The organism is Endozoicomonas arenosclerae (assembly GCF_001562015.1).
Taxonomy (GTDB): Bacteria; Pseudomonadota; Gammaproteobacteria; order Pseudomonadales; family Endozoicomonadaceae; genus Endozoicomonas_A; species Endozoicomonas_A arenosclerae.
The window spans coordinates 1-13,617 of the sequence record NZ_LASA01000080.1 but is presented as its reverse complement, the minus strand read 5'-3'; the positions used below and the strand labels follow the sequence as shown (position 1 = coordinate 13,617).

Genomic DNA, 13,617 nt, shown 5'->3' with positions numbered 1-13,617 from the left:
TTGAGAGCCATTCTCATGCCAACTGCCCAATACAGCACTCTGGCATTTATTGCCGGAGCCATGGCGCTGGTGCTGACACTGGCAGCAGACATACATCCGGTTGTGGCTGCTGCATTCGCTCTATTGCCAGTAGCTGCTCTTATGGCTTTGCATCCGAAATGGTTAACTGTCATGACCGTTTTATCACTGGTCATTCTTGAAGAATTTCCCTGGGGACTGGGAGAATCCGGTGAGCGATCCATCAGAACGCCTTTTTACGCGACCTCATTGGGTATTCCTGGAGTTTATCCACCTGACCTGCTGGTGTTTGGTGCCATTTTTCTGCTCATTACCCGAATTATTCTCACCCGTAGACAATTTCTTTTACCCAATGACAAGATCCAGGTCGCACTGATCATGATTACTGGACTTTTGATTCTTTCAGCTGTTCTGTCGATGGCAGACGGAAACCCCTTTCACGCTAACATGGCTGCCAATACTGCAACCGCTTATAAAGTGAATGAAAAGGGTGCTGAACTGATTGCCCTTTTTCAATTCAAGAATTTCGCTTTTCTTATCTTTGCCTATGTTCTGGGACTGCTCTATTTCGAAACAGAACAGGATGCTGAACGATTGTTAATGGCACTCTTTTTGGCCGTTGCCGTAATCGTACTGATGGGATTCATGCGCATTTTGATGAAACCCTCCATTATTCCAGAAGCAAAACCCCTGTTTTATCACTCCCCCTCCAGCTGGATTTTTGCCCTCGCCATTTTTTACTGGATTATTCAATGGCTGACTGGCAACACCAGCGAAGGTCAGTTTTTAATTCGATTGGCCATGACTGCCTGCCTGGGCCTTTTTATTCTGATTTCATACCGGCGAACCATGTGGGGAGGGATCGCCTTGTGCATGTTTGCCCTGATCCCTTTATTGCCTGGCATTATTCGCAAGCGCTACCTGATTTTATTAAGTATTGCCCTGGGATTAATGGCCTGTTTAGTGGTTGCTATTCCTCCCCTCTTGAATGCAGTGCTTGCCAGACTTCTGGAAACCTCAGCTGCGGATCCTTCAACTCTCTATCGTTTGTCCCTGTTCGTATGGTTCAGCCAGAACCTTGCAGACTTGCCCTTGCTGGGTTACGGGGTCAGGCCATTATGGGATATCAGCGCCAGTCTGGGTTATTTCAGAACCAATCTTGAAAACATACACAGCCTGTATTTCTGGGTGTTGCTCAGGGTAGGTCTTATCGGATTTCTGGCATTCGCCGTATCGCTGTTTCTTATTGCTCTACAAATCATCCAGTCTATCCGAAGGCAGCAAGGACAACGCTATTTTGCGATCTGCACAGTGATTGCCCTTGCTCTGATCATGCTGCTGTTCAGTGGCATTTTTAACCCGGTTTATGCAGAAATACGCTACGTCGTACTTATTGGCTTCGCTTTTGCCTTTATATCCAGGCTGCCCCTGATGACAGGAGAATTCAATGCTGCAAGAGTGTAATAACTATTTGAATGAACTCTATTCCCACCAGCAAAACAATCGACCTGTCCGGGTACTGGAAGCGGGAGGTGGGAGCTACAGCCATTTCAATTTACCAGAGCATGCTGAAGTCATAACTCTGGACATTGAGTTTGGCCAGTTACTGAAAAACAAGGATGCTCATCTCTGCGTTCAAGGTGATATTCATGCCATTCCCATCAAGGCAAACAGCATAGATATCATTATCTGTTTCAATGTGATTGAGCATTTGGAAAATCCGGATCTAGCCCTGGAACATTTTGATTCCATCCTGAAACCCGGAGGTCTGTTGATTCTGGGATGTCCGGTTCGCAACAGTCTAAAGGGCATTATTACCCGCCTGACCCCTATCGGATTTCACCGCTGGTACTACAAGAACATTGTCGGCAAGCAAGACCGGGGAGATGGTCATTATGATGCCTTTCCTACCCCCTTTCGACCCGTTGTATCCGAGAAGCCTCTGAGAAACTGGTGTCAGAATAAACAGTTCTCTCCCGGTTTTTTCCAGGTTTACGACGGTGCCAAAGCTTATCGGATTACCGTTGGCAGTCCTTTGAAAAGGCTTGTATCACTACCCTATTACCTCCTCGCACAGCTGGGTCGAGTGCTGACCCTGAACCAATGGCAGGCAGAGCTATCAGACCTTCTGATGGTGGCAGAAAAACAACCCGAAACACGATAAGAGATGGATTTCATGGGAACTCACATAAATCATCGACTCGATGAATACCGTCCAGACCTCAGATGCCTTGCCTGCAATAGTGAGGGTCAGTTAGTCGAGAAAGAATCAGGATTGGCCTGCTCAAGCTGTCACCATACCTATTCTATAGACAGCCAGCGCCCTATACTTCTGACAGGAGATTCTGCCCAGGCACTCCAGACAGAACTGGAAACGCCTCAGGGACAGGCCATGGCAGCCGAGTACGCTCTGACAGGTAGCAAGATTAAAAAAACCAGTTTCAAGGAACGTTTGTATCGCTGGTTGAAGCCGCCTGAAGTCATGCTTCATTACAATCCAGACTTAACCGCAGACCAAACCTGGGAACTGTTTACTCACAAGGGCAGCCAGACCCGGATTCTGAATGTCGGAGGCGGCCCCAGCCGATACAGTGATCGTGAAATCACCCTTAATATCCGGCCTTTTCACAATGTTGATTGTGTCGGTGATGGTCATAACATCCCATTTGCAGATAACAGCTTTGACAGCATCATCTGCAACGCTGTGCTTGAACATGTCCATGACCCGGAAGCTATTGTTGCCGAGATGATCCGGGTACTTCGACCGGGAGGGAAGCTGTATGCAGAAGTCCCTTTTATCTTCTTTTTTCATGGCTACCCCAATGATTTCAAACGCTACACACTGGAAGGTATGAAACACCTGTTCAGGGATCTGGAACAACCAGAATTTGGCATGACTCACGGCCCGGTGTCAGCCGTTCTGCAAAGTACCAATGTCATGCTGAACCTCTTAATACCTGTTAATAGTGCTCTGCTCAGAAAAGGGTTAAATGGTGTCTTTCGCTGGGTATTTTCCTGGTTCAAGTATCTGGACCTGCTATTAAAGAAGCACCCTCACTCCCATCAGGTAGCTGGAGGTTTCTGGGTGATTGGTAGCAAACAGTAAGAGTTAACCGTTGGGAGTTCACAGCTAAGAGCTCTGAAAAAGTACAAGGTTAAAAGAAGAATAAGCAAGGAGAAAATCATGGGAGTTATGGAAGAGCGGCCTGAATACAAGCCAGTGGCGTGTAACCACTGCGGGTCTGATTACCCCGATTTTCGCTATCAGCTAAACCAGTGCGCTATTGTCACCTGCAAGACTTGCAACCTTTCTTACGTAAACCCCAGGGCCAGCTCCAGCTGGCTACAGCAAAAACTCCAGGAATGGGCACATATTGATACCGTGGACCAGGAGCGACTCAGAATTGCTTTTGAACCATCAACAATGGACCTATATCAGCGCTATCTGGGCTGGATCAAACAGAACAGTTCGGTTTTTTCCCAGAAAAAACTTCTGGATATTGGTTGTAGTGTTGGCGCCTTTCTGGTGCAGGCAAGAAAAAACAACTACCAGGTGCAGGGGCTTGAGATTGGTGAAGCTTCTGCCAACTACGCTCTTGAGAATCGAGATCTCGATGTAAAAACAGGCTCTTTATATGACTATGACCTTGAGCCAGGCACCTACGACTGCATCACCATGATGGAAGTCATTGAGCACCTTGAAGACCCCACAGGAGCGCTGCAAAGAATCCATCAATGGTTAAAACCCGGAGGCACGCTGCTGCTCACTACCCCTAATTTTAACAGCCTGTACCGTCGACTGTTTGGAGCACGCTGGTGGGTGGTGAATTGCGAAGATGAACACATCTACTTTTTCACAGTACAAACTCTCACAGAACTGCTCAACGACAATGGCTACAAGGTTCGTTTGATACATACCAGGGGATTTGATGTAGCTGGCATGCTCAAACAGGCAGTCAAGGGCATGAGAAAAAATGCTCATCAGTCACATTCACCAGAAGAAGATGGCCATTATTTTGAAGCCAGGGACAGCAAGGAAAAAATCAAACAGGTTCTGGCCAGACTGGGCATTCTTTCATTGGTTCGCAGTTTATTGAGAGGTGTCGACTGGCTGGCTTCTCAGAGATGGTCACCCATCTTTGGGCTGGGAGAGCAGATGATTATTGTCGCGAATCGCAGACAGGATCGACCAGAATGACCCAGCTCATTTCCAGAAGCGATAAGTTGCCTGAATCAGACAATGTGCAGAATATCTGCTGTCTAATGCTGGCTGAGATTGGCGATATTCTGGTCACTACCCCTACCATCGAAGAGATCAAGAAGCTTTATCCACATGCCAAGCTGTCCGTCATTATTCGCAAGCCCATTGCCCGGCTGCTGGAAGGCAACCCACATATTGATGAACTGATTCTCTATGACAACAGTAACTTTCTGACCAAGAGTCAGCTGTTACTCAGGCTGCTCTTCATCCGGATTGACCTTTGGGTTGACCTTCATACACCCACTTTCAATACGGTTTGCAGTAATGATGAAATTTTTGCCCGAAACCACCTGATTCAGCGCTTTGCCCGCCCTAAATACTCAATTGGTTTCTGCAAATCAGACAACCTTTCAACACACAGTCATGGACTTCTATTTCCAGATCATCAGCAGATGGCGGAAGAGAACATTGTCAGTACCACCATGAGGCTTGTCCGAAAAGATTACATCAGCTCTGATTCACAAAAATACTTCCATCTTTTTGAACAAGACAAGCTCTGGGCACTCCAGAATCTCCCCTCATCGAATGAACCTTTTTTTCTTGGCATTTTTTTTGGCTCCAAACAATCTGTGGATATCTGGCCTGAACACAAGGTATCCGAGCTTATTCATCAGCTTTTTATCAAATACCCCATATCCACAATACTCCTGCTCGGCGGGAGTGCTGAAAAAAAAACCGGAGATCGCCTTAAAAGCAGGTTTGATAAGAGCCATTGCATCCTTAACTTTTGCGGTAGTGCCGATCTCGGACAAACAGGATCACTGATGACTCACTGTAAATTGGTGGTCTCCACTGACAGTGGTCCCATGCATATTGCAGATGCCATGTCAGTACCTTTGGTCACTTTGTTCAGCAGTAAGAATTACCTTCCGGTCTGGTTGCCAGTGCAAAGTCGTTTTGAAGCACTGAACATACCCGTCTCTTGTGGTCCTTGTTTCCAGAGCGACTGCCATCAAACCATACCCTGTATTGAACAAATTGAGCCTGAATCAGTCGTGGAAGCAATTACCAGAGTCATGGAAATGGATAAGGCTGCGATATGAAAAAGCTCATCTGCTTTACTACATACCCTCCGGAAGCTCCAAGTGTTTATCATCGCATAGAAGCTTATCGCCCTTTTTTGAAAGATTCAGGAATAGAGCTAGAAGTTATCTCCTTTCTTACGTCTTCATTCTTTAAGCGACGCAGGCTGTTTGGCTTCTGGCAGAAATGCTACAAAATCGCCATGTTCCTATTTTGCTCAGTCCGGCTGGTACTCTTCCTACCCAAGGCAGCTCAGGCTGATACCGTTATTATTCACAGAGAAGTATTCCCTCTTGGAAAACCCTGGCTTGAACTGCTTATCAGTAGAATCAGTACCCGTTGTTATTATGATATTGACGATGCCATCTGGTTTCCTCCTTCTAACAGTATTAATCAAAGAGCAATGTTCTGGGATGAGCAAAGAGTCCCCAGGATCATGAAATCAGTCGACGGTATCATCGCCGGGAGCCCTTACATTGAGCAGTACGCTCATCAATACAATCAGAATATTTTAAAGATCCCTACTTCATTTGATGATTTACAGGGACTCAACCCTAACCAGAAAAACTCGAAAATATCCAAAGAAAATAGACCTGTTATTGTCTGGATTGGAAACTGGGGTAATGCCTGCTACCTCAATCCTATTCTTCCAGTTCTGGAGCGGCTTTCCGAACGCTTTGATTTTATTTTACGTTTGATTGGCGGCCAGGATATCTTTGAAATAAAAAGTGAACAGGTCTCTATTGAGTATTTTAACTGGAGCCGCGCATTAGAATCTGAACTTCTGCCAAACTCAGATATTGGTATTATGCCTTTAGCCAATCAGGATTATGAAAAAGGGAAATGTTCTTTCAAACTGATTCAATATATGTCTGCAGGATTACCCGTTATTGCCAGTCCCGTTGGTATGAATCAGCAGGTGGTTACCGAAAACCTGGGCAAACTGGCTGATACAGAAGAGGAATGGTATCAGTCTCTGGAAGTATTATTGTCGCACCCCTCTCTTAGAATAGAAATGGGAAGGTGCGCTTATCGCAGATACCAGAATGAGTTCAGCAGAATAGTCAACTCACAGCGCCTGGCGTGCGTTTTAGAGGAATAATTGCAATGGCACGGATAGCACTTAAATCACTTATCGTTTTCATTTTTCCGCTGCTGCTGACTGCATGCACTCCCACCACTCAAGTTCAGTCTGCAACACTTCACCTATCCGGTAGTGATGGCAGTGCTCGGCTCAAACCCGAACTGTTTGGCAGTAATATCCAATGGGAAAACCGGGGGGATGGCATTCTTGAAGCCGAACAACCAGGCGCTGGCTTTGATCAAAAGGCCGTAAAACTGGCTAAAGAATCGGGTGTCACTTTATTACGTTTCCCAGGTGGTTCCCTGAGTGACACCTATGACTGGCAGCATGGTATTGGCCCAGTCAAAAAGCGACCTCAAGGGCTTTCATTTTCAGGCGCAAAAGTTCCCAGTCACTTTGGTACTGATGAGTTGCTAAAACTCTCTCGTAAGCTCAAAACGGATTTGGTACTCACCATTAACTTCAACTGGTCTGATCAACATGCATTGGAATGGATAGATTACGTAGAAAAGAAACTGATCAAAAATAATAAAGTTCAAGCCCAGTACTGGGAAATTGGTAATGAAATTTACGCTCCCCATGAAAATGGACATACAACGGCAGCCAAATACGCAGAAAGAACCAATCAATTTGCCAGAGCTCTGAAACAGAGGAACCCAAACATAAAGGTAGGCGCTGTTGTAGAAGCCTCATTTCTGCAGGCAGCCTGGATGAAGAATGTTTACCCTCATATGGAGACCTGGAATGAAGAAGTGATTAGGCGCCTATCTTCAGATATAGACTTTGTTTCTCTGCATTTCTACGCCCCTTATGACAAGATGTGGGACAGCCGGGAACTATCAAGACTCACTCTCGCTGGACCGGATATTTTTCGTCAGAATGTCGAAAAGATTCAGGCTCTTTTGGATAAATACCAACGAACTGATATTCAGATGGCTGTTACTGAGTACAATACTTTTTTTGGTGACAAATTGAAGCTGGACTCGAGGACAGCTGAACCCGAAGGTGCCCTGTTTACAGCCATGATGCTGTTTGAAATGGCCAAAGCGCCTAATATTCTATTTGCCAATCACTGGAGCCTGATCAACAACGCTGTTTTTGGCATGATTAACACTCACAGTTCTCCTGAAACTCGTCCTGTCTTTGATGTATTTAAAGCGCTGGCGACCCAGAAAAATAATCTAATCTATCAGCACACACCGAAAAGTCCTGAATATACTGTCAAAGCCAAAGGGAACATTCCATCAGCCTCTATTCCTAAGCTCGCCAGTCTGGTCACTGAAAACAGCAAAGGCGAACTTTATATTAACCTGGTGAACAGAAGTCCTGATACTACTTTGCTTCTGAACTCTAATGAGCTGACAGGCAACAAGTTTAAAAAAGCCACCATCAATCAATGGTCTGGTCTTGATACCCGAGCCTGGAAGAAAAGCTATATAGAAAAAAAAATTTCTCTATCTGAAAAGCATTTTGATATTAAGCTGCCCCCTTTCTCCTTTTCAGTGATTAAATTGAATCGATAAAGCCCAGATTTTTGAGAACGACTACCTGAGTCGTTCTCAGCCACTTTTCGTTCTGCCGTCTTATAAGTAGAACTTTAAAATTTTTCTGATGGCATTCAGTACTAAGATCCAAACCAACCCATAGATCCAGACAACTCCTATCAGTTGCAAACTGATGGCTGGCACCAGCAACCCAAAGCCACATATCAACACAGCGACAATCTGTGTGAGAACAATCGCCAGAAAGAGTTTTGAAGAGGGCCTGGGCTTCATCCAGAACCAGTCATCATGACGGCAAATGAACAGCAGTAGATGACCTGCAACCACCAGCTGTAAAAACATAACAGTCTGCAGTTGCTCTGCATCCAGCTCAAAGTAATAATTGACCAAAGCCATCAAACCGAAGTTTTCCAGCACACTCATTAAACCTAACCCCGTGGCCACCATTAACACTTTCTTCAGTTGCCATTTCATTGGTTCAGAAGAGCTACGGGTATTGTCGTAGGCAATGGTGATGATGGGGATATCGTCCAGTAGCGCCAGAATAACAATCATAATCGCTGACAGTGGAACTACTCTGAGAATCAATACGGAGAGTGCCACAAACACCATCAGGTTGATGGTCATGGCAATTCTATAATTCACATAGCTGATCATGCGCGCAAAAATACGGCGTGACTCTTCTATGGCCTGAATAATGACTGACAAGCCTGGCAGTGTCAGGATCAGATCAGCCGCCGCTCTGGCTGCATCGGTAGCGCCTGATACCGCTATACCTACATCGGCCTGTTTCAATGCAGGGGCATCATTCACTCCGTCTCCGGTCATTGCCACTACATAGCCTGACTGCTGCAAACTCTTCACTATGCCAAATTTATGTTCTGGAAAGACCCGGGCAAAACCTTCTGCATCTACAATAGTTTTTCTCAACCTGTCCGGTAACTTCTCCATATCTTCTTGATCCGCAAAGAGTTCTCCTGCAGCTAAAAGATCAGCACCCAAACCCAGTTGTTTTGATATCTCTTTTCCAATAGCTAGATCATCCCCAGTCACCATTTTTACATCCAGCCCATAATCTCTGGCTTGAGCAATGACTTCTTTGGAATCTTCCCGTGGTGGATCAAATAAAGTCAGCAGTCCGGCCAACCTGTAGTTCCCGCTTTCATCCGTCCTGGCAACACCCAGAGTTCGTAGTCCTTTCTCTGCCAACCTGCTGACATGACCAGCGGCATCCATTTTGATCTGCTCAGAATCACTGCATAAATCAATAATGACTTGCGGAGCACCTTTGGTGACTTTAATGCACAAACCACCTTCCTTAACAGATGCTTCGCTGCGTTTATTCACTGGGTCAAATGGAACGAATTCAAGCTGTGTGAAGTTGTTTTGACGGGTCTCTGGAACCGAAGCACAAATCAGAGATTCAATGGCATCCTTTCCTTCAGGGTTTGAGGCCATTGCCGCCTCCCGGTTTAATGCTTCACTGCTCTGTGCGCCATAAAGCACGGGGTCACCCAGAGTCAGTTTATTCTGGGTTAATGTGCCGGTCTTGTCGGAGCAGAGAACATCAACACTGGCCAGCTCTTCAATCGCTTGCAGATGAGAAACAATGGCTTTCTTCTTTGAGAGCAACAAGGCACCTAAAGCCATAGTGACTGAAAGTACTGCTGGCATAGCCACAGGTATAGAAGCTATGACCAATACCAGAACCAGCTCGATAATATTGAGTATGGGAGCTTGCTGGTAGAGCTCCTTGGCAACAATCAGGACTGAGAACAGCAAAGTGCCATAAATAAGAAACTTACCAATCCCCAGCACAGATTCCTGAAAATGAGAGATATTACCCGCAGTCTGAACCAGCTTTGCAGTGGTACCAAAAAATGTCTGGCTTCCGGTGCTGGTGACCAAAGCCTGCATATTGCCCTGCTTAACGACGGAGCCTGAATAAATCGTATCATTGACACTTTTGTCCACAGGCAAGGATTCACCGGTCAACGCAGCCTGATCAACACTCAGATATTTACCATCACAGAGCAAACAGTCAGCCGGAACGATATCTCCATTCTCGATATGGACAATATCTCCAGGAACCAGTTCTCGTGCTGGAAGATCCTGCCAACTGCCATCCCTCTTTACCCGGGCCTTTAGCGCCATGGAAGACTTCAAAGCGGTCAGAGCATCCTGCGCCTTACTACTCTGGATAAACTCAATCAGTGAGTTGAGCACCAGCATAAACAGAATGATAAAAAAATCCGGCCAGTGCTGGATAATGGCTGAGAGCACAGCAGCAATTTCTATGAGCCAGGGGATAGGACCCCAGTAGGTCTTTAAGAACTGAAGCCATTTACTTTCACGCTTTTCTTCCAGCTCATTAAAACCGTATTGCTGCAGACGTGCTTTTGCATCATTCGATGGAAGTCCATCCAGAGTGGAATTCAGTTGATCAAGAGCCTCTTGATAGCTCGCCCAGGCGGGTTGCTGTTTGGCCATATCCAGGATCGCTGCATCGGGAGGGAAAGATGGGTATAGAGCTTAGATTAAGCTGCAAGCTTCTTCCTTTTTCAAAGTCAGTATCAATACGAGCACTTTTTTGATTAACAACGAAAGCAGTTCAGACCATATATTTAACTTTTATAATCAATGAATTAGAACAAACTGTAGTTTATAGGGACTATATAATTTTAAAAAAGCGATTAATCCAACCACCTTAAACACGACTAAAGCCTCTTACATTTCCATTCATAATTATTTAATATTCAGGCATCCGGCAGCAATGATGCTGACTTCACCGGAAAAGAATAAGTACACAAGGACGAAACAATGAGACTCAAGAAGCTCTTTGTCGCAATGACAGCCGTGAGCCTGTATTCCCATCAAGCAGCAGCCGTCACTTCACTGAATCAACAACTGGTTATCGGACAAATTCCTTTTGAACAGGGGCAGGAAAATCCTAACCAGATTACAGATGATTATGAATTCAACTCAGCGCTAACTCTTTCAGACTCCATCGTTAAAATTCTTTATAGTGATGACTCCGAACTCAGAGGGCAGCTCACTGGATCAATTGTCAATAATAATACCCTGACTACTACAGGAACAGATACCTCAACCATAGTTATGGGAGGTATTCTTTCTGGCAGTTTTACCAACAACGGGACAATAGTCAGTGATAATAAACATGGCATAGACTTGACGAATGCCACAATAGATATAGAAAACAAGGACGTCGACTTTGTTCAGAATTTAGGCACTATAACCGCTAAAGAACACGGTATTCATTACTCTAGCTCTGTAGAAGCTTTTACATTAATTGGTACAATCGCAAATCAGGGCAACTTTTCAATAGATTCGCCGTATAACCCAGACAACTTAGCGACCATCAACGCCAAAATTGGTATTTTTGCTGGTGATGGAGTTGCTTTTGGTAATCTAGAGAATGGTGGAATTATCAATGCGACCGAAACCGGAATACTAGTGAAGGGGCTAGGTGATGTTATATCTACAGGACAAAATCCGGATGGCTCACTTACAACAAGCACTCCAGGCACAATAAATTCAGATGGAAGTGGTATAGTACTTACAGAAACATCAAGATTAACTACATTTTTACGTGTTCTGGGAGATATCAATTATAAAGGCAATGCAGGTATTGAATCTTCAGGTTTTATACCGGTAGTTTTGGTGTTTTCAAACATTGGATCTGAAGACTCTCACGGTAAGTATGGCATTCTTAATAATGGTACAATATCTAGGGCGATACTGAATAGAGGAGCCATCTACGGAGAATACTCTTTAGCAAACACCAGTGAGAACAGTATCGATGTAGATAATACGGGGCTGCTCTTCGGTAAGATTCAAGGAAAGTTTGACCTCGAAAACTACGATAGAAGTCAAATACCTGATGAAGACTACGAGGATGCTGGCCTTGACCGATTCCCAACAGGAAGAATTGTAGTTTCCTCCGGCAGTAATATTGATGGCACCTTAACCTATCACGGCTCTGACGGTGAGCTCTGGTTCAACCTCAACCCCTCTACTGATGACCTGACAGCTCCAGTCCTGTCCGTATCCGGTAAAGCCGATTTTTCAGAAGGCGCAAACTTTCACGTAACGGGCGACTACCGCCTGTTCGGAGCTCAGTCCTACGATTATACCCTGATTGAAGCCGGTGAACTGGTTGCGGATGCTGCGACTATTGACCTGAGTTCAGTAGAAACCATCAAAATACTTTCCAGTGAGCTAAATGACACCCGCTACAAAGTAACTGTTAAACGCTCTGCGACTACAGGTGAACAAGCAGGTGAAGGCGGAGCCACAGACCAGGAACAGTTAAACATCAGTCGATTGGAAGCTATCGCCCTTGATGCACTGAATAACGGAAGCGCTGATCAAAAACAAAAAGCACAGGAACTGTTGAGCCTGGTGTCAACACTCCCAACCAATGCAGACATTGCCCGCATTGCCGAAGAGTTCTTGCCTGATATCAACGGAAATGCTGTTGCTTCTGGTGATTTGTCTTTAGCCTCTTCTACAGAAAATATTCTGAAGCGCTCCAAGCAGCTGAGAGATAGTGGCCAGACCGGCATTAATACCGGTGATAAACTGGCTCGTCATGGCATCTGGATGATGGCTGTAAATCAGGATGCCGAGCAGGATTCCAATCAGGGTGTGGGTGGTTACGATGCTGACGGCAAAGGCTTTAGTCTGGGTTATGATGTTCAGTTCAATGATGACTGGACAATAGGTACAGCAGTCACTTACGCCAATATGGACGTTGAGACCAAAGGATCTTCTGATAAAACTTCAACTGATACCTATCAGTTGTCACTCTATTCCAGCTGGGAGAAAGATGATTACTTTGTTGACTCCTCTCTTAACATTGGCCGCAATAAAAACGACAGTCAACGTATAATCTCCAGTACTATTGCCAAGGCTGATTACGACAGTGATTTGCTAGGCCTTAACATTATTGCAGGCAAAGCTTTTGAGGTTTCAGGCTTAACCCTGACGCCAAAAGCAGCTGTAGCCTACAACCAGATTCAAGTGGATGGTTATACAGAACAAGGTTCTGTAGCTGGACTCAGTGTCAAAGAACAAAGCTATGAATCTGTTGAAGTCGGTTTGGGTGCCTCTATCAAAAAATCTTTTGAAGTGGGTAGCGGTATCCTTACACCGGAGGTCAATGTAATGGCTTATCGGGATCTTTCCAAAGACCCTATCAAAGTCACCTACTCCTATGGTTTTGCACCCGACACCGTTCTCTCCGCCGATGGGCAAGATGCCAACAGTGAACGTTATCAAGTCGGTCTCAGTGCTGTGTATGACATCAATGACACCTTCTCAATCACGGCGTCTTACGATGTAAGTTTGCAGCCTGGATTCCAATCCAACACGGCTTCAGTCGTTGCCCGCTATGAATTCTAAAAAGAATCTTTAATAGCATTGGCCCTCTACCTTGAGAAAGAAGAGGGCCTTTTCCAATCTGCTAGCAGCCTGTCGGACTTGAACCCATAAACGCAGTTCAAGTAATTTCAGACTCTGACTATTCCGGAGAGAACTTATAAAACCCTCTCCGGCGCATTACATTTTCAACTTGTCCTTATGATTTTTCTCACTCTTGGCCTCAGATCAGCCCAATAGTGCCACAGATAAGTCGCCAACAAGACCAGTTCCAACCACTGCTCTTCATTCACTTGTTTCAGGCTGAACATCCGCCTCAAGTTATACGC

General features: G+C 45.3%; 9 protein-coding genes. 8 read left to right on the top strand and 1 reads right to left on the bottom strand.

Translation table 11 applies throughout. From position 1 onward, the window contains the following. From WG89_RS12210 to WG89_RS12180, 7 genes are all read left to right on the top strand, one after another. The gene (locus WG89_RS12210; RefSeq protein WP_172806803.1) at positions 1 to 1,482 is read left to right on the top strand and encodes an O-antigen ligase family protein; all 1,482 of its coding nucleotides are present in this window, start codon (positions 1 to 3) and stop codon (positions 1,480 to 1,482) included. Next, positions 1,466 to 2,182 carry a class I SAM-dependent methyltransferase gene (locus WG89_RS12205; protein WP_062266304.1) on the top strand — a complete coding sequence of 239 codons (717 nt, stop codon included), beginning with the start codon at positions 1,466 to 1,468 and terminating at the stop codon, positions 2,180 to 2,182. The genes WG89_RS12210 and WG89_RS12205 overlap by 17 nt, the downstream gene beginning before the upstream one ends. A 12-nt stretch (positions 2,183 to 2,194) precedes the next feature. Then, positions 2,195 to 3,124: a class I SAM-dependent methyltransferase gene (locus WG89_RS12200; RefSeq protein WP_172806802.1), complete on the top strand. Its 930-nt coding sequence runs from the start codon at positions 2,195 to 2,197 to the stop codon at positions 3,122 to 3,124. A gap of 78 nt (positions 3,125 to 3,202) precedes the next feature. Beyond that, complete coding sequence (locus WG89_RS12195; RefSeq protein WP_062266298.1) at positions 3,203 to 4,216, top strand: class I SAM-dependent methyltransferase; 1,014 nt, start codon at positions 3,203 to 3,205, stop codon at positions 4,214 to 4,216. Continuing rightward, a complete protein-coding gene (locus tag WG89_RS12190; protein ID WP_062266295.1) occupies positions 4,213 to 5,322 on the top strand; it encodes a glycosyltransferase family 9 protein in 1,110 nt (369 codons plus the stop codon). Before WG89_RS12195 ends, WG89_RS12190 begins: the two co-directional genes overlap by 4 nt. Beyond that, the gene (locus WG89_RS12185; protein ID WP_062266292.1) at positions 5,319 to 6,404 is read left to right on the top strand and encodes a glycosyltransferase; all 1,086 of its coding nucleotides are present in this window, start codon (positions 5,319 to 5,321) and stop codon (positions 6,402 to 6,404) included. Before WG89_RS12190 ends, WG89_RS12185 begins: the two co-directional genes overlap by 4 nt. A 5-nt stretch (positions 6,405 to 6,409) precedes the next feature. Next, on the top strand, positions 6,410 to 7,909 hold the full coding sequence (locus WG89_RS12180) for a hypothetical protein (RefSeq protein ID WP_062266289.1): 1,500 nt from the start codon (positions 6,410 to 6,412) through the stop codon (positions 7,907 to 7,909). A 60-nt stretch (positions 7,910 to 7,969) separates the two neighbouring features. Here the strand turns inward: WG89_RS12180 and WG89_RS12175 are convergent, their stop codons facing one another. Further along, positions 7,970 to 10,378: a plasma-membrane proton-efflux P-type ATPase gene (locus tag WG89_RS12175; protein WP_062266286.1), complete on the bottom strand. Its 2,409-nt coding sequence runs from the start codon at positions 10,376 to 10,378 to the stop codon at positions 7,970 to 7,972. A 330-nt stretch (positions 10,379 to 10,708) separates the two neighbouring features. On the opposite strand from WG89_RS12175, the gene WG89_RS12170 reads away from it, so the two are divergent. Further along, positions 10,709 to 13,312 (top strand): autotransporter family protein, encoded by a 2,604-nt coding sequence (locus WG89_RS12170; RefSeq protein ID WP_062266284.1) that lies wholly within the window; start codon positions 10,709 to 10,711, stop codon positions 13,310 to 13,312. Positions 13,313 to 13,617 lie beyond the last annotated feature (305 nt).

Bases quoted from the DNA above. Each gene is read 5' to 3' on its own strand.
- WG89_RS12205 (WP_062266304.1), top strand. From the start codon at position 1,466: ATGCTGCAAGAGTGTAATAACTATTTGAATGAACTCTATTCCCACCAG.
- WG89_RS12195 (WP_062266298.1), top strand. From the start codon at position 3,203: ATGGGAGTTATGGAAGAGCGGCCTGAATACAAGCCAGTGGCGTGTAAC.
- WG89_RS12190 (WP_062266295.1), top strand. From the start codon at position 4,213: ATGACCCAGCTCATTTCCAGAAGCGATAAGTTGCCTGAATCAGACAAT.
- WG89_RS12180 (WP_062266289.1), top strand. From the start codon at position 6,410: ATGGCACGGATAGCACTTAAATCACTTATCGTTTTCATTTTTCCGCTG.
- WG89_RS12170 (WP_062266284.1), top strand. From the start codon at position 10,709: ATGAGACTCAAGAAGCTCTTTGTCGCAATGACAGCCGTGAGCCTGTAT.
- WG89_RS12185 (WP_062266292.1), top strand. From the start codon at position 5,319: ATGAAAAAGCTCATCTGCTTTACTACATACCCTCCGGAAGCTCCAAGT.
- WG89_RS12175 (WP_062266286.1), bottom strand. From the start codon at position 10,378: ATGGCCAAACAGCAACCCGCCTGGGCGAGCTATCAAGAGGCTCTTGAT.
- WG89_RS12200 (WP_172806802.1), top strand. From the start codon at position 2,195: ATGGGAACTCACATAAATCATCGACTCGATGAATACCGTCCAGACCTC.